We start from the raw sequence: 23,974 nt of genomic DNA, 5'->3' as shown, positions 1-23,974 counted from the left end.
GCCAGCGCAAGCCGTCCGCGCATCCCTCGCCAAGGTTTTAAGCCGCCGTTTGTCTGAGCGATTTGACGCTAGCAAATCGCGAGTTCGGCGGCGCCTTGGCGAGGGATGCGGGGGCGGGGTTTCGCCGCGCGGTCGGGGTCGACTGGGGTTGTCAGGGGGCTGGCGAGACAGCTCCCAGACCTGCCTGCCGGGCAGCCCCGGCCATGAAAATCATCGCCCGCGCAGCGGACTCTCCGCTCCGTTCAAACCGGTAGCGCCATTTGCCGCCGCCCCGGCGCCCGCTACGTCGCCAGATCCAGGTATTGCAGCACCAGGCCCTTGGACAACAGCGTCCAGCCGTCCAGCGCCACGAACAGCACCAGCTTGATCGGCACCGATATCGTCACCGGGCTCATCATCATCATCCCCAGCGCCAGCAGGATGCTGGAGATCACCAGGTCCACCACCACGAAGGGCAGGTACAGGTAAAAACCGATCTTGAACGCGCTCTTGATCTCGCTGAGCGCGTAGGCCGGCAGCAAGGCGAAGATGGATGGCTGTTCGTCCGCCGCGGCGCTGCCGGTTTCGCGCTCGGCGCGGTCGACCTGCGCCTTCTCGAAGAAACGGGTCAGTTCCGGGTCGGAATACTTCTGCAGATACGCGCGGTAGCCGTCCAGGCCGTTTTCGACGAAGTTGCTCACCGACTCCACGCTGGTGAAGCTGACTCGCTCTTCCTGGTAATAACCGTAAGCCTGCTGCGCGACGGGTAGCATCACGAACATCGACAGCATCAGCGCGATGCCGTTGAGCGTCATATTGGACGGCACCTGCTGCAGGCCCAGCGCGTTGCGCACCATCACGAACACGATGGAGAACTTGATGAAGCAGGTGCCCGACGCGATCAGGAACGGCAGCAGCGTGGAAAACGCCAGCAGCGCGATCAGCGAAATATCATTCGACATCGTCCGGCCCGTCCCGCCACTGCGCCACTTCCACGCCCAGCTGCCCATCCAGTTGCACCAGCTCGCCGCGGCCCAGCAAGGCGCCGTTGGCGCGCACCTCCACCTGGCGCTCGGCGCCGGCCTGCAACGGCAGCAGCCGGCCCTGGCACAGCTGCCGCAATTCGGCCAGCGTCACCCGGCTTTGCTGCAAGACGAACTCCAGCCGCACCGGCAATTGTTCGATATCGGCCAGCGCCGGCTCATCCCGCTCCGCCGCCTCTTCCATTTGCCATTCCATGATGATTCCTTCATCGGATCGTTGATAACGCCCCACCGTCCTGCCATGGCAGGCCACCAGGGACGCCGTTTGCTGGACCAGCAGCACATCGCCGCCGCGCACGCTGCGCAGCAGGGCTTGGCTGATGTGGCTATGCCCCAGGCCGAAAGCCAGCGGCGCAGACAGCCAGTCGAAACGCCTCGCCGGCATGGCGGCGGGCCGCGGCGCTTCCACCCTGGCCAGCCATACCGGCCCTTGCGGCGTAGCCACTCGCAACAGCGGCCGCTGCGGCAGTTCGCCGCCATCCCGCTCCGCGCCGGCGCGCACCCGTCCGCGCGGCAGATCGGGCATAGGCCAATGCAGCGGCGCGGGGCTGGCGGCGATCAGGCGTCCGGCCTGCCGCTCCGCGCCGGCGCCGCTGGCCAGCACCGCCAGATCCGGCGCCATGCTCTCGAGCCAGGCGCGCGGCTCCAGCCAGCCCTGCCAGCGCCCGTCCTCGTCCGCCACTTCCAGCCAGCGGCCATGGCGCGGCGGATAGGCGATCTCCGCCTCCCAGCCCTGGCCGGCCCAGATTTCGGCCGCCTGGCGCAAGGCCAGCGTTTCGCCCTCCACTCGCCGCAGTTTCAACATCACGCGTCCTCCTCCGGCTCAGGCTGGCGGCCGTCGCGGCGCTGGCGCTCGCCGCCGTCCCGCGCCAGCTCCCAGCGCTGCGGGTCGCCATGCTGCCACTGCTCGCTCAGGCGCTGCTGCACCAGGCTGTCGGACGGCTGCAGCGTCAGCTGCGCGGCGCCCGGCCCGGACGGCAACTGCACATTGACCGAATGCTCGCCGCCCCAGCGCTGGAAGCGATAGGTCAGGCCGGCTTGCGGCTCCCCCGCCGCGGCTGGTTGCGGCGGCTGGCGCTCCATGCCCGGCGTTTGCGGCCGAGGCGTTTCCGCCCGCGGCGGCAGACCTGCTTCCGCCTCTTTCCGCGGCGCGGCGGGCAGGCTGGCCGGCTGCGCCGACGCTTCAGCCGCAACCGGCTTGTGCGGCTCATCCTTCAGCCGGCCAAGCGACGGGACTGCCGGCAGGTCAGACAACGGACTCTGCGGCGGGCTGGGCGGCATGCCGGCTGCGGCGGGCAAAGCCGCGCGCAAGTGCTCGTGCGACAAGGGCCCAAGCCGCCACGGTTCGGCCAGCGGCGCGGCGGGCAGCGCAGGCTGCGCCTTCTCCTTCAGGCCACCCTCGCCATGCGCGGCGGGACCGCTGGCCTCCTTGCCGCGCGGTTTCAGGCCCGGCTGCGGCGCGGCCGCGCCGGCATGGGCGGCGGCTTTCGCCGCCGCGGCGAGCGCCTGCTCCAGCGATGCGCGGCCACCGTCGCGGCGCGCCTCTTTCTCCACCGCTCCGCTCGCCGCCTTCATGCCCGCTGCCACGGGCTGAGCGTCGGCGGCGCGGCGGCCATGCGCCGGCAGGCCGAGCGGCGGCAACGCCGGCGGCAACAGCGCGAAAACGCCGGTTTCAGGCAACGCGTCCTTGTCCTTGTCGCGCTCGCCCCCCGTTTCGTCCCGCGCCAGCCGGCCGGCCTGCCGCGCGAACGCGCCCGCCACGCCCTCGGCTTCCGCTTGCTGGGCCGGCGCCATCGCCGCCGGCGCGCTTGTCGGCATCACGCTTGCCATGTCGTCATCTCCTCTTGTTCGATTTCTTCCTGACGCAAGCCCAGCAAGCGCCGGCGCCGGCGTTGCAGCTGCATCCAGCGTTGGTATTTTTCTTCCTTGCGCAGCCACTGGCGGCGCAGCGCCGCCTGCCGCTCGCGCCGCTCCGCCAGCTGCAGCCGCTGTTCGCGCGCCTGCTCCCGCTGCAAGTCCAGGTTTTGCAGCTGGCGGCGCAGCACCGCCTGCTTGCGCAGCAGCGCGAACAGCTGGCCGCGGTCCAAGGCCGCGCCGGCTGGGCGCTGCGCCAGCAGCAGCCGGCGCAGGCCTTCGCCCTGGCCGTCCAGATCGCGCTGGCGCGCTTCCAGTTGCCCGTCCTCCCGCGCCAGCTGCGCCAGTTCGCTGTCGCAGCGCCGCTGTTCGGCCTGGCAACGCGACAACAGCGGCCCCGGCTCAATCGGCGAGCGCATGCAGGCCCGCCAGGGTGTCCGCCAGCGGCGAGCTTTCGTCCACGCCCTGGCGCAGCCAGCGCTGCAGCGGCGCGCGCGCGGCCAGCGCCCGGTCGTTGTCGGCGTTTTCGCCCGGCCGGTATTCGCCCAGGTCCAGAAACACCTGCAGCTCCTCCAGCCTGGCCATCAGGCCGCGCACCGCGGCGGCGCTGCGCCGGTGGTCTGCGTCCGTCACCTGGCCCGCCACCCGGCTGGCGCTCCTGAGCGCGTCTATCGCCGGGTAATGGCCCTGGCCGGCCAGCTTGCGGCTCAGATAGATGTGGCCGTCCAGGATGGAGCGGATCTCGTCAGCCATCGGGTCCGGCTCGTCGTCGCTCTCCAGCAATACGGTGTAAAAGGCGGTGATGCTGCCGCCGCGGGTGGCGCCCGGCCGCTCCAAGAGGCGCGGCAGGCTGTCGAACACCGAGGCCGGATAGCCGCGGCGGGCCGGCGGCTCGCCCGCCGCCAGCGCCACGTCGCGCAGCGCGCGGGCGTAGCGCGTCATCGAATCGACGAACAGCATCACTTTCTTGCCCTGGTCGCGGAAATGCTCCGCCACCGTGGTGGCCAGCAGCGCGGCGTTGCAGCGGTCCACCGAGGAAAAGTCGGACGTCGCGTATACCAGCACGCAGCGCCCGCGCCGCGGCGAGGCGCGCAGCGATTCGGCGAACTCGGTCACCTCGCGGCCGCGCTCGCCGATCAGGCCGATCACGAACACGTCGGCGTCGCCCTGTTCGATCAGCATGTGCATCAGCATGGTCTTGCCGCAGCCGGCGGCGGCGAAGATGCCGACGCGCTGGCCGACGCCGCAGGTCAGCAAGCCGTCTATCGCGCGCACGCCGGTGGCCAGCGGCTGGCGTATGCCCACCCGCTGCGAATACGGCGGCGGGTCGGCGTCGATGGCGCGTTCTTCGCCGCCGGCGCCCTCGGCCGGCGCGAAGCGTTCGACGATCCGCCCTGTCGGGTCCAGCACCGCGCCCAGCGCCGCCTCGCCCACCCAGGCCGACATCGCGCGGCCGCTGGGCGCCAGCACCGCCTCGCGCGACAGGCCGCGGGCGGCGCCGATCAGGCTGAGCACCGCGCGTTCGCGCTGGAAGCCCACCACCTGGGCGCGCGCCACCACCTCGCGGTCCTGCCAGCCGCGGCGGATGTCGCACAGCTCGCCTATCGCCACGCCGGGCAAGGCGGCTTCCAGAATGGGGCCGGACAGGCGCTGCGGGTTGGCCAGCCGGCGCAGCAGGCGCGGCGGCTTCATCGCAGCGTGAACTCGCAAAAACGCTCCAGGCTGTCGAAGAAGCCGTTCAGCGCCTCGGAAAAACGCGCGCCGTCGGCGAGGAATTCCGGATTGACCAACGCCTTCAGCTCCAGCGCGCCGTCGTTCAACGCCAGCTGCAATTGGCCGCCGCGGGCATAGTCGCAGCCTTGCAGCAGCTCTTGCAGCAGGTCGCCGCCGCGCTGCGCCAGCGCCGCTTCGCCGTGCTCGGTCAGGCGCGCCCACAGCCAGACCTCGGCGTCCTGCGCGCCGACGTGGATGCTGGGCAGCTCATGCAGGTCCAACGCGATGGTGGAGTGGTTGTCCAGCTCGCCCAGCATGGCCGGGTCGCAGCCGCTTTCCCGCAGCGCCGAGCGGACCAGTTGGGCGATATCCAGTGCGAACATAAGCTTGCCTCCTCTATTAGATGGTTTTGAGCACGTTCACCGACACGCTGTCGGCGATTTCGCCGAACGACACCACTTCCAGCTCGCGGAAGCGGGTTTCGACCAGTTTCTTGATGAAGCGGCGCACGTCCACCGAGGCCAGCAGCACCATGTCGCGGTGCGCCACGCCCAGGCCGTCCAGGCCCAGCGCGAACAGGTCCATCAGTTCGTCAGACGCCGCCGGCTCCAGGTTGAGAAAGGCGCCGGCCGAGGTTTGGCGCACGCCTTTGCGCACCAGGTCTTCCACTTCGGCCGACACCATCACCGCGCGCAACTCGCCGCCGCTGGCGAACTTGTGGCAGATGTAGCGCGCCAGCGCGCCGCGCACGTGCTCCACCAGGTTGATCACGTCCTTCTCGCGCGGCGCCCACAGCGCCAGCGCCTCCATGATCAGCTTCATGTTGCGCACCGAAATGCGCTCGGCCAGCAGCCGCTGCAGCACCTCGGCGATGCGCTGCACGGTGGCGTGGCGCAGCACTTCCTTCAGCAGGTCGGGGTATTTGCCTTCCAGCTGGTCCAGCATGTGTTTGGTTTCCTGCACGCCGAAGTATTCGTTGACGTGGCGCGCCAGCAGCGCGGCCAGGCAGTGGTAGAGCTCGTCCGGCGCGGCGCGCAGCTGGTAGCCCAGCGTGGCGAGCTTGTCGCCGTCGGCCGGCGCCACCCAGGCCTGGCCGTCGGCCAGCAGCGGCTGCATGCCCAGCGTTTCCACCTCGTCGGAGTAGTTGACCACCCGCTGCAGGTCGAAATGGATGGCGAACTCGTCGGCGCGGATCTCGTTGATCAGCACCGCCACGCGGTTGTCCGGCAGCTTGTCGTTGCCGCGCAGCAGCATGTCCGGCAGGCGCACGCCGTAGTCGATGAAAAACTGGCTGCGCAGGCGCTCGGCCAGTTGCGCCGACTCCAGCGCGGCGAGCCGGCTTTTCGGCAGCAGCAGGATCAGCGGCACGGTTTCCGCCGCCACCTTGTCCAGGTTGCCGATCAGGCCCAGGCCGCCCTCGCGGGCGGCTGGCGTCGGCTCGGCGCCGCCGCTGGCGGCCGGAGCGGGCTTGCCGCCTGCCGCGCGGGCCTGGCGCCGCTTGTAGTAAAACAAGCCGCCCAGCGCCGCCGCCAGCACCAGGAACACCGGCAGCGGAAAGCCGGGCAGCATGCCCACCGCCAGCGCCAGCACCGCGGTCACCGCCAGCACGAAGGGGTTGCCCAGCAGCTGGCTCATGATGCTGCGGCCCATATTGTCGCCGTCGCCGTTGACGCGGGTGACGATGAAGCCGGCGCTGATGGCGATCAAGAGCGCCGGAATCTGCGCGACCAGGCCGTCGCCTATGGTCAGCATGGTGTAGGTGGACAGCGCGGTGGACAGGTCCATGCCGTGCTGGCTCATGCCGACGGCGATGCCGCCGATGAAATTGACGAAGATGATGATGATGCCGGCGATGGCGTCGCCCTTGATGAACTTCATCGCGCCGTCGAAAGAGCCGTACAGCTGGCTTTCGCGCTCCAGCACGCTGCGGCGCTCGCGCGCGCCGTCGGCGTCGATGATGCCGGCCTTGAGGTCGGCGTCTATGCTCATCTGCTTGCCGGGCATGCCGTCCAGCGAGAAGCGCGCCGCCACTTCGGCCACCCGCTCCGAGCCCTTGGTGATGACGATGAACTGCACCACGGTGACGATGGAGAACACCACGAAGCCCACCGCCAGGCTGTCGCCGATCACGAACTGGCCGAAGGTGGCGATGATCTCGCCGGCGTCGGCCTCGATCAGGATCAGCCGGCTGGTGCTGATCGACAGCGCCAGGCGGAACAGTGTGGTGATCAGCAGCACCGACGGAAAGGTGGAAAAGCTGAGGATGCGGTCGATATAGAACGAGCCCATGAACACCAGCACCGCCAGCACGATGTTCAGGCCGATCAGGAAGTCCACCAGATAGGTGGGCAGCGGGATGATCAGCATCGCGATGATCATCACCATCAACAGCAAGATCAGCAGTTCCGGCCGCGTGCGCGCGCCGTTCAGCAAGGAATTCAACACCAGGGCTCCATCCAGGGTAAGCCGGCGCGGCGCGCCGGGCGGTTAACTTTCGCGCCGTTTTTCCGCCAGTTCGCGGCGGTAGGCGACGCCGGCCAGCCGGCGGAACTCCTCCAGCAGCGCCGGCTGCCAGGCTTCGTCGGCGAACAGGCCGGGGGGCAACGCCTTGCAGGCCTGGTACAGCGTTTGCAACAGCGCGGAATGATCGGCGTGGCGGCTGAGCAGCGCGGCCTCGCCCACCGTGTCGGCCAGCAGCGCGTCGACGTCTTGCGGCTGCTGCAGCAGCGACAGCAGCAACAGCAGCCAGTCGGCTTCGGCGGGATTGAAGCGGCGCGCCAGCGGATTGGCCAGCATCCGGCCGACGAACAGCGCGTCGGCCGAGCGCAGCGACTTGAGCTGGCTGAGCCGGCCCAACAGATGGCCGAACTCCAGCCCGGAGCAGCTGGGGTCTTGCGCGTCGATGTCGGCCAGCAGCGCGCCCTCGATGAAATCCAGCACCGCCGCGCGCCGCTGGCAGCCGTAGCTGGCCACCCAGTCCTGGTAGATTTCCGCCTCGGAGGCGTCGCTCTCCAGGAATTGCCGGTAGCTGGCGCGCAGCAGGCCGGGGCTGAGGTCCAGCGCCTTGCCGAACAGCCGCGCCTTCAGCGCGCAATTGATGCCGGCCTTGAACGGCCGCGGCGCGGCCTGCTCCTCCACCTGCTTGAGCAGCGCCTTCAGCCGCTTGCGTTCCACCTCGTCCAGCTGGTGGCGGCGCAGCAGTTCGCGCAGCACCAGCGCCAGGTCGCTGTCGTCGGGAAACAGCGCGCGCGCCTGGCGCAGCAGCTCTTCCGCCGTCAGCCCGTGCGCCTTGGCCACTTGCAGCAGCTGGCGCGACTTGGGCAGCGCCTCTTCGTCCAGCACCCGCTCGAAGCTGTCGGCGAGACCGCCCTGCTTCTTGTCGTAGTCGCGGCGGTTGCGGAACATCGTCAGCGCCGCCGCCATCTCATCGCTGGACTGCGCGAAGCGCTGCAGCTCGGCCGCCGGGCTGGCGTCCTCCGCCGCCTGCTGTGCCTCGGCCTGCCTCGCCTCGCTCTGGCGCACGGCGTCGCGCTGCGCTTCTTGCCGGGCCTGCTGCTTGGGGGAGCGCAGGCCTATGCTGAACACCGCGCGGTGGTTGATTTCCATCGCCGCCTACCCGCCGTTCCGCTGTTCGCGGTCCAGATAGCCGCGCACCCATTGCTGCAGCGGGTCGGCATCGACGCCGGCGCCGCCGGGCAGTCCGCCCGACAGATCGCTGGCGTCCGGCATCAGCGGCTCGTCTATCTCGCGCGGCTGGATCAGGAATACCCGCACCGTGTTGGACTGGTTGCTGCGCTGATAGCGGAACAGGCCGCCCAGCAGCGGCAAGTCGCCCAACAAGGGCACTTTGGCTTGCTCCTTGTCGCTGGCGTCGCGGGTGTAGCCGCCTATCAGCAGGCTTTTGCCCTGCGGCACGCGCGCCACGGTGCTGATGCGGGTGCGGCCCACTTCCGGCAGGCCGGCGTCCTTGTTGTCCTGCGAATAGTCCGGCGCGCGGGTTTCGCGGCCGTCTTCTATGTTCAGCGACATCTCGATCTGGCCGTCGGCGGCGAAGCGCGGCAGCACGCTGACCAGCGTGCCGTAAGTGACATGCTGCAGATCGACGCTGCGCTCGCCCACCAGCTTGGCGTAGAAGGTGCGGTTGTTGTCGAAGATGGCCGGCACGTTTTCCTGGGTCAGCACCACCGGGCGCGACACCACATTGGCCTTGTTGTCGCGCGACAGCGCCATCACCGAGGCGATGAAGCGGGTGCCGTCCAGCGTGCTCAGCGAGCCGGACTGGTTGAAGGCCACGCCCAGCTTGTTGCCGACGCTGACGCTGCCGCTCCAGTTGACGCCCAACTGGTCCAGGTCGTCCTTCTGCATGTCTATGATCCACAACGACAGCTCGACATGGCGCTTGGCCACGTCCAGCGCCTGCGCCAGGCTCTCGATGAAGCGCACCTGCTCGGCGGTGCCCTTAACCAGCAGGCTGTTGGTGTCCGGATAGGCGATCACCCGGATGTCGCCGGCGGCGGCTTCCTGCTTCAGCGCCTCCGGCAGGCTGAGCCCGGCCGCGTACGGCGGCGGCTTCAGGTCGGCCGCGCCCGGAAAGTCGGGCATGGGCGGGATGTCGCCGCGGCGGGCCGGCGGCGCGGCCGCCACGTCGCGCACCGGCTTCTGTTCGCCCTCCAGCAGCTTTTCTATCACCGTGGCCATGCCGGGGATGGAGATTTTCTGATCGCGCAGCTCGTAATTGCGGTCGCTGACGAAGGTGTTGTTCAGCTTCACCACGCCTATCTTCTGCCGGCCCAGGTCCAGGCCGTCGCTCTGCTTGTCCATCATCGCCGCCGCGCTGCTCACCAGGTCGACGAACACCGGCGGGCCGGACACGTAGAAGGTGCCGCTGCGGCCGTCGCCGCGCAGCGGGTAGCGCTTGTCGTACAGGCCGGACTTGCGCAGGAAATCGTTGAAAGCGGACAAGGTCACGTTGCGCAGCGACAGCACCGCGCTGCGGGTTTCGCTGGCGTCATAAACATAGATGGCCTGGCCGTCGTGGTACCAGATCAGCCCCAGCTGCTGCGACATCTTTTCCAGCAGCGCCTGCGGGCTGGAAAGGTCGAAATCGCCGCTGACTTGCTTGCGCGCCGCCAGCTTGCTGACGATCACCGGCTTCTTCAGCCGCGATGACAGCGCGTCGAAAAAGGCGCGCAGGCTGTCTTTCCTGGCGACATAGCCGGCATCCTCGCCGGCGCGTTCGGCCGGCGGCGCGGCCAGGGCGCTGGCCGGCGGCAACGACAGGGCGCAGCCCAGACAGGCTGCGAGCAAAAGAGACTTGTTCATTTGGTGGCCAACTGGATGATATTGGACAACCCACGCGGAGAAACGCCGATCAGTCCCTTGATTTCATTGGAAAAATGCGATGACGACGCATAGCCGTGCTTGAGCGCCACCTGGGTCAGGCTGTCCCGCCCCTCCACCACGTCCAGCAACGAGCGGGCCATCCGCCAGTCGCGCAGCTCGGTCTTGGCCGCGCCGCCCAGCGCATTGCGGCACAGGCGGCGAAAGTGCGAGTAGGACACGCCGTAGCGTTCGCCCAGCTCTTGCAGCTTGTCGCCGCGCTCGGACTGCGCCAGCAGGAAGCGCACCAGCCAGTAGCTTTCGCTGCGCCTGAGCAAGGACAACAGCGCCTGGAACGGCTCGGACGGCGCCAGCACCTGGCGCAAAAACCAGTACTCGCAGCCGCGGCGGTCGGTCCAGACTTCGTCCTCGCCCAACGGCAGCAGCGCGCAACGGCATTCGCTGGCCTGCTGCTCGGCGTCCCGCGCCTCGTCGACGAAGGACAGCAGCTTGGTCAGCGCCTCGAGCCGCATAGGCTGGAAGCTCACGCCGCCGTCCAGCACGGTCAGCTCCAGCCGGTCCAGCAGCAGCAGGCCGCGCCAGCCGGCGGGCAGCTCCAGCATCTCGCCGCCCGATGCCCAGTCCAGGGCCAGGCGCGCGGCCCGGCCCTCCCGCGGTTGCAACAGCCAGGCCTCCTGGGACGCCACGCCGCGACTGGCGGCCGCGCCCAATGTTTCCAGCGGATTCAACACATCGTTATCTGTCATCGGTCCATGCCCGCTTGCGGGCTCGTGCTTGGATGACGGACAGTTTCGCCCAGCGTCCCGGGCGAATCCTGATGCGAATCTGATGGCCGGGCCGACATTGCCCGGCCGGCGTCCATCAGGCCATGCCCTTGGTCGCGCTTTGCTGCTGCTCTTCGGTTTCGAAGTTGACCAAGCCGTCGGGGAAACGGAAGTGGGAGTCCATCGCCGCCCAGAAATCATGGTTGCGGGTGTCGTCCTGGCTCCAGATGCGCTCCGCCAGCGATTGCGCGTCGCCGCGCGCGGCTTCCGGCCGGCCCTCGGCTTCGCGCAGCACGGCGTCGACATGGCCGCGCAGCGCGTTGGGGCCGGTGCCTTCGATGGTGCTCTTGTTGGCGCGGCTGAAGTAACGGTCGCCGGCGAATTCCGCGCCCTTCATCTGCTGGTAGTCTCGGCCGATCTTGTCGATGAAGCCGTCCAGCATCTTGCTGCCGGGGTGGCTGGCCAGCAGCGCGTTGGCGAAATACGGGGTGGCGCTGCCGCTGGCCTCGCGCTTGCCTTCGGCCAGACCCACCAGCATCAGGTCCGGGTGGGCGGACAACGCGCCGGCCAAGGGCTGCGTGCACTCCAGGTCGATATCGGCGTACACCCCGCCGTAGTTGTGCAGAATTTCATAGCGGGCGATGTCCGACGCCGCCGGATACGCGCCGTTGCGGCCGATGATTTCATGCTGGTAGGCGTCGCGGTTGCGCAGCTGGATATCGCCGGCATGGCTCAGGTCGCGCACTTTCACATTGGGCGCGTCGGCGAAGCCGGCCTGCAGGCGCTCCAGCGCGGCGACGTCGCGCTCGGCGCCGGCGGCGCAGCGGTCCCAGGCCTTGACGGTCTGGTCCAGGATCAGGCGGTCGGCCAACAGGAATTTCTCGTCGTTGCCGCGAACCAATTGGCGGAAGGCATCCAGCGCGGCGGCGGCATTGTCGCCGGTCACCTTGCCGCCCTGCGGCAGCAGCGCCTCGCGCCAGGCCTCATTCCCCGGCGCCGCCAATTCCTTGTTCAATTCGCTCAGCGCCTGCTTCTGCGCGGCGCGCCCCAAGGCGCCGTCTTCCTTGCCCAGCGTGGCGGCCAACTGGCTGAACAGGCCGCGGAACAGCTTTTCCGCCTGGAAGGCGCCGGCATCGGGGAACAGCTTGTCCACCTGCTGGCGCACCTCGCGGTTGGCGGCGTAGGCGCCGAACTGCTTGGAATCCACCCACAGATTGACTTCAGAGCCCGGATTCTTGGCCGCCCATTGGCGCAGGTAGTCCTGCTGGGTCTGGCCGGGTTGCGAACCCACCCACACCATGTGGATCTGATTCGGCACCGGCTTGAAGTCGGCCTTGTCGTAAACCTGGGCAAAGCTGCGGACAGCTTGGGCCTGATCGGCTGCGGACGAAGAAGACAACGGACGGGATGGTTGAAGACTGGAAATGTGCATGACGGCTCCTGGTTGGGATCAACGAACTGACCAGGAATATTGGAATACAGCCGGCCCGCCGGCGCTTACAAAAAGCGCTCAAGCGGGCCGGCAAAACCATCATGGCGGTTCGCTCACGCCGGCAGCGGCAGCTCCACCAGGCCGGGGAAGGACAGCTTGTCCGCCTGCCACAGCGGGTATTGCCGCTGCAGCAGGGCTTCCAGCGCCGCGCCTGCCGCGTCGAAGCCGCCCGAGCCGGAGGCGAAGGCGCGCATCGCGGCGAAGAAGCGCTCGCCGAAGCCGTCTTGCGGCTGGCGCGCCAGAAAATACCCCGCCTCTTGATGCACGGCGGCGCCGTCGTCGGCCAGTTGCCGGAACAGGCCCGACAGCGCCTCCCGCTGCGACTCGCGCAGCGCCGGCCAGCGCTCGGGCTCGCCCACCGCCTGCAGGTGTAGATAATGCATCATCGGCGCGCTCAGGCTGTTGTCGCCCCAACGCTCATGCAACACCGCGCTTGAGGACGCTCCGGCGCTCAAACCCAGCTCCAGCGACACGCCCGGCTGCAACGGCACGCCGCCGGACAGCGCGGCCGAACCGTCCACGCTGGCGCTCACCCTGGCCAGTTGCAGCCGGTAGCCGGCGGCTGCGGCCGGGAAGTCGGCCTGGCGCTGGTATTGCGGCTGGTAGAAGCGCAGCAGCAGCGTGACGCCCGCGCCGGTCTGCGCGCTCAATTGCGACTGCGCGCCCGCCAACGCCGCCGGCAGCTGATCGGCCAGGCCATGCGGCGCCAGTTGCGCCAGCAGCGCGTCCTTCAGCTTGTCCAGCGCGCCAGCGTCGCCCAGGCTGCCGGACAAGGTGACGCGCACATCCTTGTAGCTGCCAGCGCGCGCCGGATTGGGATGAACCCGTTCGCGCTCGGTCAAGGACGCTTCCGCCTTCACCCCCAGCGGGCCGATGCCGCCGCCCAGGTCCAGCGCGTAGCTGCGGTCGCGGATCTGCAGAGCCAGGGTGTCGCGGAAGCTCACCCGCTCGGCCAGCGCCGCGGCGTCATGGCGAATCGGCGGCGCGTACAAGCCGGGCGCGGCTTCCAACAAGGCCGCGCGGGCATCGTCCGCGCCCTCCCGCCGCCCCGCCGCCAGCAACAGCGCGGCATGCGCCAGCGCCATGTTCGCCAGCGCGTCCTCGCGGCTTTTTCCCTGCCAGCTGGCCAGAATGGATTTTTCCACCTGCGCGCCGCCTTCGCGGCGGCCGATGCCGGCATCCAGCTGCCGCGCCACCGCGCAGAAATGCTCGAACTCCGCCGCCAGCCGGCCGACGGCCGACTTCAACGCCTCGGGCGGGCAATCCGCCAGCCGCAGCCCGCCGGTCAAACGGCTGAGCGGCCGCGCGCCCGGCTTGTCGCCCACTTGGTCGAACAGCGCCTGCGCCTTTTGCTCGATGCCGGCCAGCCGCTGCGCCGCCACCACTGGGTCGCGCGCCGCGCCCGCTTCGGCCGCGACGCCCTGCCAGAACGGCGTCAGCGCGTCGGCCCGGATGTCGATGCGCTCCAGCGCCGCGCCGACGCCGGCGCTCAAACCGACCGCCGCCGCGCGCGCGCTGACGGCGCCGCGGATAGCCACCGATTCGCCGCCCGGCAACACCGGCACCCGCGCGCCAGGCAGCGCGGCGGAAGCATCGCGCCGCCCCAGCCAGCCCAGCAGCACCGCCACCCGCTGCTGCTGATCGCCCGCCTGTTGCTGCAAGCGGTGGTAATGGCGCAGCTCGTTGCCGTGTCCGGGGCGGAACAGCCGGATCAGCGCGCCCACCACGGTTCGGGCGCTGACGCCCAGCGTTTCGCGGCGCGAACCGTGCCCCAGTTGCTCGGCCCGCAGATGGACAAATGCCTTGGCGCTGTTGAATTCGGTGAAGCGGGTGACCTGGCGCCGCCCTTCCGCCGCTCCCGACAGCGTGGCCGCGCCGACGCCGGCCCTCACCCCGGCCTGAACCGATACCGCATGGCCGCGGTTCTGGAATACGAAACCCTCGTCGTCGTTATCCATGCCGCGGCTCAGGTTCGCGCCCAGGCCTACCGTCGCCTTGGCGCCGAGGCCGCCCTCGCCCAGGCCGATGCCGACGCCCACCGATACGCCCAGATGCCTTTCGCTGGCCGCTCCCGGCTGATCGAAACGCAAAAACTGCGGCAGCAATTGCCGTTCGACATCGGCGCGCGCCAGCTGCGCCCAGGCGGCCTGCCCCTGCAAGGCCAGGCGGCGGCTCAGCTCGCCCAGCGGGCTGTCGGCCGGCAATTTTTCCGCCAGCTTCTCCAGTTGCAGCGACAGCTTCGCGCATTCGCGGATGTCCAGCGCGTCGCCGCTGCCTTCGCGCAGCGCCTGGCGCAGGTTCTGCAAAATGGCCACGCTGTCCGACGTCAGGCGATGGCTGGCATTCCCCAGCCGCAGCGTCGCCGCCCAGCGCGGCCGCGGCGCGGGCTCGGCCAGGCGGCGCGCTTCGTCCGTCATCGCCCGCAGCACCTCGCGCATGCCCTGGCGCTGCAGGCGCAGTTCGGCATCCGCCAGTTTGATCTCCGCCCCGCGCGGCATGGCCGCGCGCCTCTCCGGCCGGCCGGCCGCGCCGCGCAGCGCCCGCCCCAAGTTCGCCGCCGGGGCGGCTTCGCCGTCCGGCAATGCGCGAAACCCGCGCAGCGTGGCGGCGCCGTTCGCGCCGATTGCATCCAGCATGGTGTTCTCCTCAGGCGCCGCGCGCGCCGATCAGGCTGGCCGCCAACGCCAGCCGGTTGCCCCGTTCCAGCGCCTGGCTCAAGCCATCCAGCCGCTGCGCCAACTGCCCCGCCTGCGCTTGCTGGCGCGACGGAAGCCCGGCGTCGCCGGACAGCTGGCGCAGCATGGCGCCGGCGCCATCCAGATCGCGCCGCAGCCCGTCCAGGCAAGATTGAAAACCGCCGACCTGGCTGCCGGCCATCGCCGGCTGGGGCCGCGCTTGCGGCGACATGCCGCAGCCGCGGCAGCGCTGGGCCAGGCCGGACGCCGCCGCGCCGTGGGACGCCTGCCGCGCTTCGGCCAACGGATACGGCCTGGCGGCCCCGGACACTCCATTCACCATGTTCTCGACTCCTGCCCGGCTTGGCCCGGGCGACAGTTTGCGATCGGCGCGTCCCGCATCCATGCAGGCGGCCCAGCGTCAAATTAACGCAGGCCGCGCGCCGCGACTTGCATAAAACGCCCTTCGCGCCCGGTCGTTTTTCAGACTTTTCCCATTTGTAGCAAGCAGACCCTCGCGTAGTATTCCTACTCTAAATGTTGAATTCCGTGATCCAACCGGCGGCAAGTCATTCAATTCAATAGAGATGACCGCCACTCTTCCTCGCCACGCCATCGCTCTGGACGTTTTTTGCAAGCCGCATCCGCGCATGCATAAGTACCATGCACTATCCGTTTTTATGATGCGAAGATAAATACAAGAACCGGCACAGATCACTCGAACACATCCAGATAACAACACGCGACATGCCGCGACGCTGCGGGGAAACAGCAGGCGCGGCGGCGGTCGACTCGATTCCTGCGGCCCGCCCGCACGGTTGTCGCGCCCCGCGCGCAAGAGGAACTGAAGATGGCGTTACACAACGATGGCTTCATCAATCGGCAATTCGTCTTTGGCGATTTTGTCCTGCGCTTCGACGGCGCGCTGGTTCACCGCGAACAGCAGCTCAGCATTCCGCCCAAGGAGCTGGCGGTGCTGACCGCCCTGCTGGAAGCCGCTGGCGAGCTGGTGAGCAAGGACTCGCTGCTGGACCGGGTCTGGCCGGACGGCGACGTCAACGAGGAGTCGCTCACCCGCTGCATCTACGCGTTGCGCCGCATCCTGCTGGAAGGCAAGGACAACCGCTACATCGACACCGTCTATGGCAAGGGCTACCGTTTCTGCCGTCCGGTGGCGGTGGTGTCGCGCCCGACGCCCAACGCGGAAAAGTGCACGATGGCGGTGCTGCCCTTTCGCACCGACGGCCAACTGGACGCGCTGGAGCTGCACGCGGCGCTGGTGCAATGCCTGTCGCGCTATTCGCCGTTCGGCCTGATCGTGCTGCCGGCCACCATCACCCGCAATTGCAGCGACGTCGCCGACATCATGTCGCTGATCGACCAACTGCGCCCCGACTACTACCTGGCCGGACAAGTGCGCCGCCATGGCGGCGCGTCGCAACTGCAGATCGAGCTGGTGCGCGCCGACGGCCACCAGCTGGTGCATCACGAAAGCATGGAGCTGGGTCCGGGCCAGCCCATCGCCGCGCTCCACAGCCGGCTGGCCAGCCTGCTGCCGCAACGCATTCCCGGCCTGCGCTGGAAACAGGGCAACGCCAGCGAGCTGGATTCGCTGGACCTCGCCGTGGCCTACCTCAACAGCCGCCACCAACTGCAGCGCCACACCCCCTCCAGCCTGCGCCAGGCGCTGACCATGCTGCACCAGTGCGTCAGCGGCAACCCCAGCCACGCGCTGCCTTACTGCAGCCTGGCCGAGTGCTACCTGACCCTGGCTCAACTGGGCTTGTTCGACCAGGCGCTGGCGCTGGAGGAGGCGCAGCAGGCAGTCAACAAGGCGATCGCGCTGGAAGCGGGCCATCCGCAAGCCATGGGCTTGCTGGCCCTGCTCAGCAGCATGCGCGCGCAAATCGCGGTGGCCGACGCTCTGTTCGAGCAGGCGCGCCTGCTGGCGCCGGATTCGCTGGACATCCACTACTACCACGCCTGGCACCTGTTTCTGTCCAACCGGCTGGAGCAGGCGCAGCAGGCGGTGGACGCCTGTCTGGCGCGCGACCCTTCCCGCATCGCCGCCGGCATCCTCAAACTGTGGCTTACCTATTGCCAGCACCGCGTCGACGACGCGGTGGCGCTGGGCAAAAGCCAGCTCTGCCAATACGGCCAGGACCACCCGGTGCTGCAGAGCATGCTGGCGCTGATGCTGGCGGTGCAAGGCCAGCACGCCCAGGCAGAAGAGCTGGCGGCAGCGGTGCGCGCCTCCGGCGAGGAGTGCGGCCTGCTGGCGGCCAACTGTTGCTACGTGCGCCACTGCAGCCAGGGCGAAGCCGCCCGGCCGCAGCTGCTGGACTTCCTGGCCAAGGTGGACAGCCGCCAGGTCCGCTCCGGCCTGCTGCCGCTGATCCTGGCCCTACACGGCCGCGAGGCCGCGCTGCAATTGCTGGGTCAATTGCAGGCCGAGCGCTACCTGTGGCTGCGCGCCTGGCGGCACGACCCGCGGCTGGCCTCGCTGTTTCAGCAGCCGCTGCCGGAGGCCGCGTGAGCCGCGCCTGGCTGGCCGGCGCCGCGCTGCTGTGCGCGCTGCCCGCCCATGCCGACTGCTGGGAGCAGGCCGGCCGGATGTTCAATATCGAGCCCGACCTGCTGTACGCCATCGCCGAGCAGGAATCCGGCCTACGGCCCGACGCCGCCGGCCGCAACCGCGACGGCAGCCGCGACCTGGGCCTGATGCAAATCAACAGCCTGCACCTGCCGCGGCTGCGCCAGCTGGGCGTGGACGAGAAGCGGCTGTTGGGCGACGCCTGTCTGTCTGTGATCGTCGGCGCCTCCATCCTGTCGGACATGATGAAACGCTACGGCTACTCCTGGGAGGCGGTGGGCGCCTACAACGCCGGCGTCGGCCCCGAACGCCGAACCTTGCGCATGCGCTACGCCCATCAGGTGTGGCAGCGCTACCAGCGGCTGCGCGCCAGCCGCTGACAACGATTCACCCCTTGAATGGCGGCCGCAGCCCTGCGTGGGCGGGCCGCCATCTTTTTTTTGCCGAATCTGATCGCGCCATCGGAATTTGATCGGCTTTCCATCAGGAAGCGCGGACGGGCCAGCGCTACAGTGGCGGCAACAACGCAGATCAGCAAAGAGCCCATGGCCGTAGAAGACACCCACACCAGCGCAAGCGCCGCCATCGTGGCGCGCCTGCTCAACAGCCCCCTGCGCGGCTGCGAATTCCCGTTGCCGGCAGGCCGGACCCTGTTCGTGGTCGGCCCCGAGCCGATGCTGGACAGCGCCGCGACGCTGCCCGAGCTGCCCGCCGACACCCTGTACGTGCCGCTGGCGCAAGGCGGCGTCAATTTCGAACTGCAGGCGGCAGACGGCCGGGCTTCCATTCGCCAGCTGGGCGAGCATGCGGCGGACGCCTATCCGGCCGAACTCAACCGGGCGCTGAAAATCGGCGAGCTGGAGCTGGCGCTGCGGCATCCGGGGCAAGCCTGGGCTGAGGACATTCTGCTGCATCCGCAAGCCGCCGCGCCGGCGGCCGAGCGCCCGGACCGCGCCAGCCGTCCAGCCTGGCCTGCCGCGCTGGCCATCGTTCTGCTGGCGGCGCTGGCCGGCGGCGCCTACTGGCTGTGGGACACGCCGCAAAGACAGGCGGCGCAGCTGTCCGCGCTGCTGGGACGCGACGCGCAACGCTTCCAGGTGCTGCCGGGTCGCGACGGCGCGTTCTACGTCGCCGCCGCCGACGACCGCGACGCCGCCTGGGCGCGGCAGGCGCTGCTGCGCGGCGGCGGCCTGGCCCGGGTCATCAATCCGCGGCGGGAAAACGAACGCATCGACCGCTGGCTGGCCGACTCCCGGCCCGGCCTGGCCTATTACCGGCTGCAGCTGGACGACCCGCGCCGCCCCCAGCTCTGGACCAGCCTGCAGCGCAGCGCGCTGAGCGCGGCGGACACGGCGGCGCTCAGCCGGCAATTGGCGGGCCAGCTGCCTTACGCCGAGCGGGTGGACATCGTCCCGATGGACGACGCCGCCGCCGCGCGCGAGGCGGAGGCGGGGCTGACGCGGCAGGCGCTGCCCTTCAGCCGCAACAAGCACCCCGACAGCGTCACCTTCGTGATAGAGGGCGCGCTGGACGACGGCGAACTGCAGCGCGCGCGCCAATTCGTGGACGGCTACTACCGGCAATGGGGCAGCCGCTACGTGCAGTTCGCCACAGAATTGAAGGACGACTGGCTCAAGGGCAAGTCCTTCAAGTACGGCGACCAGGGCTACGTGAAGATGGAAACCGGCCACTGGTATTTTCCCAAGCCACTTTGACCACAAGGACCCACTAGCTATGGCAAAAATCGATTTTCCCTGGAGCGGTTATCTGGACGAAACCTCCGCCAAGTTCGACGAAGGCGTGAAGAACATGCACAAACAGGTGGAGGATGCGCTGGCGGCGCTGAAGGACAAGCCGTCCGATCCCGAACTGCTGGCGCAATACCAGAGCAAGCTGTCCGAGTACAACCTGTACCGCAACGCGCAATCCAACGCGGTGAAGGCGTTCAAGGACATCGACGCCGCCATCATCCAGAACTTCCGTTAACCCGCGCCGCCGGCCCGCGCCGGCGGCCTCCCCAGGAGCCACCCATGAATCCCATCGGCGCCTCTCAACTGCACGCGCTGGCGCAATCCGGCGACCTCGCCCGCGGCGAAGACCGGCTGGTTTCGCTGGAAGAGCGGCTGATTCAGGCGTTTTCCCGCTCGGCCGTCAGCGCCGGCATGGAAAAAGACGCCATCCTGCAAAAGCTGGAGCAGCCGGAAATCATCACCAACCCGGCCGAGCTGTTCGAGCTGCAGCAACGCACCTCCAATTACAACCTGGAGGTGTCGATGATCAGCACCCTGTCCCGCAAGACCGTGGGCGCGGTGGAAAGCCTGCTGCGCTCATGATGCGCGCCAGCCTGAAAGCCGCGCTGCTGGCGCTGCTGTTGGCCGGCTGCCAGCAAAAAGACCTGCTCAAGGGCCTGGATCAGCAGCAAGCCAACGAAGTGGTGGCGGTGCTGCAGCGCCACAACATAGAAGCCGACAAGACCGACCGCGGCAAGACCGGATTCAGCATCGCCGTGGCCCAGCCCGATTTCGCCGCCGCGGTGGACTGGCTGCGCATCTACAACCTGCCGTCGCGCCCGAGGGTGGAGGTGGCGCAGATGTTCCCCGCCGACTCGCTGGTGTCGTCGCCGCGCGCGGAAAAGGCGCGGCTGTACTCCGCGCTGGAACAGCGGTTGGAGCAGTCGCTGCAGACCATGGACGGCATACTGTCTGCCCGGGTGCATGTCAGCTACGACCTGGACGGCGGCGAAGCCGGCCGGACAGCCCAGCCCATGCACATCTCCGCGCTGGCGGTGTACGACAGCGAGGCCGATCCCGCCGCCATGATCAACAACATCAAGCGTTTCCTGAAAAACAGCTTCGCCGAAGTGGAGTACGACAACATCTCCGTGGTGCTGTCGCGCCGCGGCGAAGCGCAGCAACAGCCGCCCGGCCCGCGGCGCGATGAAGGCCAGAGCGGCGCCGCCTGGTGGCTGGCGGGCTTGGCCGCCCTGCTGGCGCTGGCGGGCGCTGCCGGCTGGTTCTGGCATCGCCGCCGCCCCCCCGCGCCGGCGACGGCGCCCGCCCCTGCCGCGGGAGAGTCGCATGGCTGACACCGGCCTGGGGAGCCAGGCCTGTGCCATCCTGTTCGACCCGCTCGGCTATCTGCACCGCGAACGCCTGAGCCTGCCGGACGAGATGCGCGGCGGCGGCCAGCGCGCCGCCGTCAACGACATGCTGATCGCCGCCTACCGGCTGGACACCGCCTGGCCGGCGGGGCCGCACAGCCACGCCACCCGGCAATGGCTGCGCCACTGGGCGCGGCTGCCGCAAGCGGCCTACCTGATGGGCTGCCAGCTGCTGCGGCCCTCGCTGGCCAGGCAGGGCGCGCTGCTGCGCCTGCCGCCGTGGGCGCGGGATTTTGCCGCCATGCCGCTGGCCGCACCCGCCGCGCCGGCGCTGCCCCGCGCGCCGGATCATGCCGATCTGCTGGCCGCGGGCTACGGCCAGCTGCTGGCCTGGAGCGGCCAGTTGCCGCGCGCGCTGGTACAAAGACTGCCGCTGCTGTTTCCGCCCGCAACCGTGCTGGCCGCCAGGCCCGCCGCGCTGCCCGATCCCTTGCTACTGACCTTGGCCTTGCAACATGCCCAGAGACATCCCCATTCCCCATCGTTCCTGCATTGAAGAAGGCGTGTTGATCCGCAGCCAGCGGCTTGGCCAGGCCGCCCGGCTCGGCCGGCTGGACGGCCAGGCGCGCCAGCACGCGCAAGTTTTGCTGCGCGAAGCCCGGCGCGAAGCCGACGCCATTCGGCAGCAGGCATGCCAGGAAGGCTACCGGCAGGGCATGCAGGAGGCGCTGGGCCAAGTGGCGGCGCATCTCGCCGACAGCCGCGCGCTGGCCGAACAGTGGCGGCTGCGATTGGGCGCCGAGGCCCGCGCCATGCTGTCCGCCGCGGTGGACCACCCCGACACGCTGCTGCTGCTGCTGGACGAATGGCTGCGCGCGCAGGACGGCGCGCGCAGCGACGTGCTGACGCTGCAGTTGCCGTCGCGCGCCAAGGCGCTGCAGCCGCGGCTGATGGCGCTGTTGGCGGAGCACTGGCCAGGCGCGATACGCATCGACTATCACTCCGAGCCGCGCTTCGTCATGCGCTGCGCCGACCAAGCCGCCGAATTCGAGCCGGAGCAATACGTGGAATCGGCATCGCGGCAATTATTGCAGGCCCTGGACGGCTTGCAGGAGGACTGCCGCCGGATCGCGGCCGATTCGCTGGCGCATCTGCTGCGGGAGCGGGAACGCAACCCAGAATCGGAATCCGCTCCCGCCGCCGCCCGGCAAGGAGACGCTGAATGATATCGCCGCTGTCCGCCCCATCGCCCTATTCGGCCGCGACACCCGAGCCGGACGCCCCGGTCTCTCTGCAGCAAAGGCTGGCCGCCGCCGCATCCGAAACGCCGCAGACCCGCCCGACCGGCAAGTGGCCCGATTACGACACCGACCCCAAGGCCATGGCCTTTCTCGCGGCGTTGCAGCAACTTCCGCCCGCGCTTTCGGACGCGCAAGCCGACAAGCAGGCGCAGATCGACGCCATCGCCAAACTGCTGCGCGACTTCCAATACCCCGCGGACAGCGCGGCCTTCGTCACGCTGGAAGAGCAAAGCGCCATCCTGCAACGCACGCTGGCCCGGCTGGGAGAAACCTCGCCGCTGCACGCCCCGCTGATGGCGGTGATGCTGGGCACCAGCAACCTGCAGTTCCAGATGAAAAAGTGGATGCAGGACGTGGTGTTGTCGGACGGCACGCCGCCGGAATTCGACGAATGGTGATGCCGCGCCGCGTCCCCAGCCCAAGCTGACCCCGCCTCGCGCCCCGCCTTTTCCCAAGCCTCGCCAGCCATCTACCTGTACTTAAGGGCAGAGCAGGAACCGGGCAAGCTGCTAATCAGAAAGCACTGCCCGGCGCCCGCCCGTCACTTCACCGCGGGTTGCCGCGCACGTCCCCTGCTTTTTTCAATTTCCGAGAGAAAGCGAACATGAGCGCACAACCCGTCCACACCGTCATGCCTTACGGCGCCGCCATTCAGCAAGCCATCAGCGAAGGCAGCCTGTCCCAGATGAAGCAACTCCACCAGCAAAGCGAGCAGTATCTGAACGATCTTCGCGCTCAGCTCAAGGAGCTGGAAAACGAAATTTCCCGCCTGGAAAGGCGCTAAGCCGATTCCGGCATCATCGTCCACTTGCGGAGGCTCTATGTCAGGCAACACTCAGGCTCTTGAAGGACTGTTTCCGGTCAGCTACATCATCACCACCGGCGCGCCCGGCGCCCAGAACCTGCAACTGAATCTGCTGGTGAACAGCGCCGGCGAAACGGTGACCGGCACCGCGCACATCACCCAGGCCACCAACCCGCCGCTGGATCTGCACTCGGACGTGCGAGGGCAATTCACCTATCTGACCATCATGCCGCCGAGCGAAGGCCGGATTCTGATCACCGCGCAAGGCAACCCCGGCGGCCCCCACTCCAACGCCGCCGTCAACTTCAAGATCCACCTGGTGCTAGAGCACGACTGGAAAAAAGGCGTGGCCAACTACAGCTATTTCAACGGCCAGCAGTGGGTGGAAGTCGAAAACGCGCCGGCCAAGCTGAACGACAAGCTGCAATCGCGCCGCCACCCTGAAATTCCGCTGGAACCCGGCCCGGTCATTCCGTCCGGCGGCCGCGTCATCCCGCTCTACGGCGTCCCTATCCAAAGCGCCATCGCCAGCGGCGACCTGACCCATATGAAAACCCTGGCCAACCTGGCCCAGCAGCAGCTGGACAGCAGGCCGCAGCTGGAAGCGGCGCTGGCCGAACTGAAGGCGGAAATCTCCAAGCTGGGCGGCTAAAGAGGCGCGGCCTCGTCCCTACACGATTCCTCCAATGACCAAGGAGCACTCCATGTCAGCAGCAGGGCTGTTTCATACCCGCCTCACCGTCGCCTCGCCCAACCTCGGCGCCCCCGTCCTGACCCTCGACCTGGTGGTGGACACCGTCAGCAAAAAGGTTGCCGGCGCCGCCCAGATCTTCCAGAGCACCAATCCGCCGGTGCAATTCCACGCCAATGTCTGGGGCCACTACACCCAGGCCAAGCTCGACAAGGCCACCGAGCACCACATCGTGCTGTCGCTGGAAGGCAGTCCCAGCTCGCCCAACAGCATGATCGCCGAGACCTTCAATCTGCAAGGCATCCTGGAGCAAGACTGGACAAAAGGCTACGCCAGCTACCGTTTCTTCTATCAGGGCGCATGGCACAGCGTTGTCCACGCCGTGGTGACCGAAGACAAGCTGGCGCCGGGCAAGCAGCCGCACGCCGGCAACCATGCCCGCCACCATCCGGTGATGCCGCTGTACGCCGCCGCGCTGCAGCAGTCCCGCGGCAGCACCGATGTCGCCCAGCTCAAGGCCTTGGCCAGCCAGGCTGAGGAACAGCTGAAACAGCACGACAATATTCAAAACGCGCTGACCCAGCTCAAAGACGAAATCATCCGTCTGGAAAAACAGCAGTAAGC

General features: G+C 68.6%; 25 protein-coding genes. 12 read left to right on the top strand and 13 right to left on the bottom strand.

Going from position 1 to position 23,974, the window contains the following annotated elements; genetic code table 11:
• Positions 1 to 281 precede the first annotated feature (281 nt).
• The 13 genes from MY55_RS08340 to MY55_RS08280 all read right to left on the bottom strand — a co-directional run bounded on the left by MY55_RS08340 (position 282) and on the right by MY55_RS08280 (position 15,203).
• Positions 282 to 941, bottom strand: a complete 660-nt coding sequence (locus tag MY55_RS08340) for an EscR/YscR/HrcR family type III secretion system export apparatus protein (RefSeq protein ID WP_043572072.1) — start codon at positions 939 to 941, stop codon at positions 282 to 284.
• Positions 931 to 1,827, bottom strand: coding sequence for a YscQ/HrcQ family type III secretion apparatus protein (locus MY55_RS08335; protein ID WP_065202244.1), 897 nt, complete (start codon positions 1,825 to 1,827; stop codon positions 931 to 933). The genes MY55_RS08340 and MY55_RS08335 overlap by 11 nt, the downstream gene beginning before the upstream one ends.
• Entirely contained in the window at positions 1,827 to 2,852 is a 1,026-nt protein-coding gene (locus tag MY55_RS08330; protein WP_065202243.1) for a SpaN/EivJ family type III secretion system needle length determinant, read from the bottom strand. The genes MY55_RS08335 and MY55_RS08330 overlap by 1 nt, the downstream gene beginning before the upstream one ends.
• A complete protein-coding gene (locus MY55_RS08325; RefSeq protein ID WP_065202242.1) occupies positions 2,840 to 3,295 on the bottom strand; it encodes a hypothetical protein in 456 nt (151 codons plus the stop codon). The genes MY55_RS08330 and MY55_RS08325 overlap by 13 nt, the downstream gene beginning before the upstream one ends.
• A complete protein-coding gene (sctN, locus tag MY55_RS08320) occupies positions 3,279 to 4,586 on the bottom strand; it encodes a type III secretion system ATPase SctN (RefSeq protein ID WP_279625440.1) in 1,308 nt (435 codons plus the stop codon). The genes MY55_RS08325 and sctN overlap by 17 nt, the downstream gene beginning before the upstream one ends.
• Entirely contained in the window at positions 4,565 to 4,972 is a 408-nt protein-coding gene (gene spaK, locus MY55_RS08315; protein WP_065202241.1) for an SPI-1 type III secretion system chaperone SpaK, read from the bottom strand. The genes sctN and spaK overlap by 22 nt, the downstream gene beginning before the upstream one ends.
• A 16-nt stretch (positions 4,973 to 4,988) precedes the next feature.
• Positions 4,989 to 7,034: an EscV/YscV/HrcV family type III secretion system export apparatus protein gene (locus MY55_RS08310; RefSeq protein WP_065202240.1), complete on the bottom strand. Its 2,046-nt coding sequence runs from the start codon at positions 7,032 to 7,034 to the stop codon at positions 4,989 to 4,991.
• 42 nt (positions 7,035 to 7,076) lie between these two features.
• Positions 7,077 to 8,195 carry a YopN/LcrE/InvE/MxiC type III secretion system gatekeeper gene (locus MY55_RS08305; protein WP_065202239.1) on the bottom strand — a complete coding sequence of 373 codons (1,119 nt, stop codon included), beginning with the start codon at positions 8,193 to 8,195 and terminating at the stop codon, positions 7,077 to 7,079.
• A 6-nt stretch (positions 8,196 to 8,201) separates the two neighbouring features.
• Positions 8,202 to 9,911: a type III secretion system outer membrane ring subunit SctC gene (gene sctC, locus MY55_RS08300; RefSeq protein WP_065202238.1), complete on the bottom strand. Its 1,710-nt coding sequence runs from the start codon at positions 9,909 to 9,911 to the stop codon at positions 8,202 to 8,204.
• A complete protein-coding gene (gene invF / locus MY55_RS08295) occupies positions 9,908 to 10,675 on the bottom strand; it encodes an AraC family transcriptional regulator InvF (protein WP_230623322.1) in 768 nt (255 codons plus the stop codon). The genes sctC and invF overlap by 4 nt, the downstream gene beginning before the upstream one ends.
• A gap of 115 nt (positions 10,676 to 10,790) precedes the next feature.
• The gene (locus MY55_RS08290) at positions 10,791 to 12,125 is read right to left on the bottom strand and encodes a TcdA/TcdB catalytic glycosyltransferase domain-containing protein (RefSeq protein WP_081284649.1); all 1,335 of its coding nucleotides are present in this window, start codon (positions 12,123 to 12,125) and stop codon (positions 10,791 to 10,793) included.
• A 113-nt stretch (positions 12,126 to 12,238) separates the two neighbouring features.
• The gene (locus MY55_RS08285; RefSeq protein WP_065202236.1) at positions 12,239 to 14,821 is read right to left on the bottom strand and encodes a hypothetical protein; all 2,583 of its coding nucleotides are present in this window, start codon (positions 14,819 to 14,821) and stop codon (positions 12,239 to 12,241) included.
• A gap of 10 nt (positions 14,822 to 14,831) precedes the next feature.
• The gene (locus tag MY55_RS08280) at positions 14,832 to 15,203 is read right to left on the bottom strand and encodes a hypothetical protein (protein WP_043572053.1); all 372 of its coding nucleotides are present in this window, start codon (positions 15,201 to 15,203) and stop codon (positions 14,832 to 14,834) included.
• Positions 15,204 to 15,710: 507 nt separating this feature from the next.
• Here MY55_RS08280 and MY55_RS08275 point away from each other — a divergent pair.
• The 12 genes from MY55_RS08275 (at position 15,711) to MY55_RS08220 (ending at position 23,972) form a co-directional block, all read left to right on the top strand.
• Entirely contained in the window at positions 15,711 to 17,396 is a 1,686-nt protein-coding gene (locus MY55_RS08275) for a HilA/EilA family virulence transcriptional regulator (RefSeq protein ID WP_043572051.1), read from the top strand.
• The gene (gene iagB, locus MY55_RS23050; RefSeq protein WP_047236234.1) at positions 17,393 to 17,833 is read left to right on the top strand and encodes a type III secretion system invasion protein IagB; all 441 of its coding nucleotides are present in this window, start codon (positions 17,393 to 17,395) and stop codon (positions 17,831 to 17,833) included. Before MY55_RS08275 ends, iagB begins: the two co-directional genes overlap by 4 nt.
• A gap of 165 nt (positions 17,834 to 17,998) precedes the next feature.
• A complete protein-coding gene (locus MY55_RS08265) occupies positions 17,999 to 19,168 on the top strand; it encodes a PrgH/EprH family type III secretion apparatus protein (protein WP_052941598.1) in 1,170 nt (389 codons plus the stop codon).
• Positions 19,169 to 19,187: 19 nt separating this feature from the next.
• Positions 19,188 to 19,439 carry a type III secretion system needle complex protein gene (locus MY55_RS08260; RefSeq protein ID WP_043572047.1) on the top strand — a complete coding sequence of 84 codons (252 nt, stop codon included), beginning with the start codon at positions 19,188 to 19,190 and terminating at the stop codon, positions 19,437 to 19,439.
• Between the two features lie 44 nt (positions 19,440 to 19,483).
• Positions 19,484 to 19,786: a type III secretion system inner rod subunit SctI gene (sctI, locus tag MY55_RS08255; RefSeq protein WP_047243324.1), complete on the top strand. Its 303-nt coding sequence runs from the start codon at positions 19,484 to 19,486 to the stop codon at positions 19,784 to 19,786.
• Entirely contained in the window at positions 19,783 to 20,538 is a 756-nt protein-coding gene (locus tag MY55_RS08250) for an EscJ/YscJ/HrcJ family type III secretion inner membrane ring protein (RefSeq protein ID WP_047243325.1), read from the top strand. The genes sctI and MY55_RS08250 overlap by 4 nt, the downstream gene beginning before the upstream one ends.
• Entirely contained in the window at positions 20,531 to 21,109 is a 579-nt protein-coding gene (locus MY55_RS08245; protein WP_065202235.1) for a type III secretion apparatus protein OrgA/MxiK, read from the top strand. Before MY55_RS08250 ends, MY55_RS08245 begins: the two co-directional genes overlap by 8 nt.
• On the top strand, positions 21,069 to 21,779 hold the full coding sequence (locus MY55_RS08240; RefSeq protein WP_047236231.1) for a hypothetical protein: 711 nt from the start codon (positions 21,069 to 21,071) through the stop codon (positions 21,777 to 21,779). Before MY55_RS08245 ends, MY55_RS08240 begins: the two co-directional genes overlap by 41 nt.
• Complete coding sequence (locus tag MY55_RS08235; RefSeq protein WP_052257896.1) at positions 21,776 to 22,252, top strand: hypothetical protein; 477 nt, start codon at positions 21,776 to 21,778, stop codon at positions 22,250 to 22,252. The genes MY55_RS08240 and MY55_RS08235 overlap by 4 nt, the downstream gene beginning before the upstream one ends.
• A 206-nt stretch (positions 22,253 to 22,458) precedes the next feature.
• Positions 22,459 to 22,638: a DUF1843 domain-containing protein gene (locus MY55_RS08230; protein ID WP_043572043.1), complete on the top strand. Its 180-nt coding sequence runs from the start codon at positions 22,459 to 22,461 to the stop codon at positions 22,636 to 22,638.
• 37 nt (positions 22,639 to 22,675) lie between these two features.
• Entirely contained in the window at positions 22,676 to 23,311 is a 636-nt protein-coding gene (locus MY55_RS08225; protein ID WP_043572041.1) for a DUF1842 domain-containing protein, read from the top strand.
• Positions 23,312 to 23,363: 52 nt separating this feature from the next.
• On the top strand, positions 23,364 to 23,972 hold the full coding sequence (locus MY55_RS08220; RefSeq protein WP_065202234.1) for a DUF1842 domain-containing protein: 609 nt from the start codon (positions 23,364 to 23,366) through the stop codon (positions 23,970 to 23,972).
• The last annotated feature ends 2 nt before the right edge of the window (positions 23,973 to 23,974 follow it).

The sequence above is a fragment of the Chromobacterium subtsugae genome (assembly GCF_001676875.1).
In the GTDB taxonomy this organism is placed as follows: Bacteria; Pseudomonadota; Gammaproteobacteria; order Burkholderiales; family Chromobacteriaceae; genus Chromobacterium; species Chromobacterium subtsugae.
Note: the sequence above shows the minus strand (reverse complement) of the source record. Positions and strands in the feature narration are given on the sequence as shown.

What these genes read in the sequence shown, in the direction of transcription:
- MY55_RS08330 (WP_065202243.1), bottom strand. Translation starts at nt 2,852, where the DNA reads ATGGCAAGCGTGATGCCGACAAGCGCGCCGGCGGCGATGGCGCCGGCC.
- sctI (WP_047243324.1), top strand. Translation starts at nt 19,484, where the DNA reads ATGAATCCCATCGGCGCCTCTCAACTGCACGCGCTGGCGCAATCCGGC.
- MY55_RS08280 (WP_043572053.1), bottom strand. Translation starts at nt 15,203, where the DNA reads ATGGTGAATGGAGTGTCCGGGGCCGCCAGGCCGTATCCGTTGGCCGAA.
- MY55_RS08260 (WP_043572047.1), top strand. Translation starts at nt 19,188, where the DNA reads ATGGCAAAAATCGATTTTCCCTGGAGCGGTTATCTGGACGAAACCTCC.
- MY55_RS08285 (WP_065202236.1), bottom strand. Translation starts at nt 14,821, where the DNA reads ATGCTGGATGCAATCGGCGCGAACGGCGCCGCCACGCTGCGCGGGTTT.
- MY55_RS08265 (WP_052941598.1), top strand. Translation starts at nt 17,999, where the DNA reads ATGGCCGTAGAAGACACCCACACCAGCGCAAGCGCCGCCATCGTGGCG.
- MY55_RS08230 (WP_043572043.1), top strand. Translation starts at nt 22,459, where the DNA reads ATGAGCGCACAACCCGTCCACACCGTCATGCCTTACGGCGCCGCCATT.
- MY55_RS08275 (WP_043572051.1), top strand. Translation starts at nt 15,711, where the DNA reads ATGGCGTTACACAACGATGGCTTCATCAATCGGCAATTCGTCTTTGGC.
- MY55_RS08245 (WP_065202235.1), top strand. Translation starts at nt 20,531, where the DNA reads ATGGCTGACACCGGCCTGGGGAGCCAGGCCTGTGCCATCCTGTTCGAC.
- MY55_RS08225 (WP_043572041.1), top strand. Translation starts at nt 22,676, where the DNA reads ATGTCAGGCAACACTCAGGCTCTTGAAGGACTGTTTCCGGTCAGCTAC.
- MY55_RS08240 (WP_047236231.1), top strand. Translation starts at nt 21,069, where the DNA reads ATGCCCAGAGACATCCCCATTCCCCATCGTTCCTGCATTGAAGAAGGC.
- sctC (WP_065202238.1), bottom strand. Translation starts at nt 9,911, where the DNA reads ATGAACAAGTCTCTTTTGCTCGCAGCCTGTCTGGGCTGCGCCCTGTCG.
- MY55_RS08290 (WP_081284649.1), bottom strand. Translation starts at nt 12,125, where the DNA reads ATGCACATTTCCAGTCTTCAACCATCCCGTCCGTTGTCTTCTTCGTCC.
- MY55_RS08235 (WP_052257896.1), top strand. Translation starts at nt 21,776, where the DNA reads ATGATATCGCCGCTGTCCGCCCCATCGCCCTATTCGGCCGCGACACCC.
- spaK (WP_065202241.1), bottom strand. Translation starts at nt 4,972, where the DNA reads ATGTTCGCACTGGATATCGCCCAACTGGTCCGCTCGGCGCTGCGGGAA.
- MY55_RS08220 (WP_065202234.1), top strand. Translation starts at nt 23,364, where the DNA reads ATGTCAGCAGCAGGGCTGTTTCATACCCGCCTCACCGTCGCCTCGCCC.
- invF (WP_230623322.1), bottom strand. Translation starts at nt 10,675, where the DNA reads ATGACAGATAACGATGTGTTGAATCCGCTGGAAACATTGGGCGCGGCC.
- MY55_RS08335 (WP_065202244.1), bottom strand. Translation starts at nt 1,827, where the DNA reads ATGTTGAAACTGCGGCGAGTGGAGGGCGAAACGCTGGCCTTGCGCCAG.
- MY55_RS08325 (WP_065202242.1), bottom strand. Translation starts at nt 3,295, where the DNA reads ATGCGCTCGCCGATTGAGCCGGGGCCGCTGTTGTCGCGTTGCCAGGCC.
- MY55_RS08305 (WP_065202239.1), bottom strand. Translation starts at nt 8,195, where the DNA reads ATGGAAATCAACCACCGCGCGGTGTTCAGCATAGGCCTGCGCTCCCCC.
- MY55_RS08340 (WP_043572072.1), bottom strand. Translation starts at nt 941, where the DNA reads ATGTCGAATGATATTTCGCTGATCGCGCTGCTGGCGTTTTCCACGCTG.
- MY55_RS08250 (WP_047243325.1), top strand. Translation starts at nt 19,783, where the DNA reads ATGATGCGCGCCAGCCTGAAAGCCGCGCTGCTGGCGCTGCTGTTGGCC.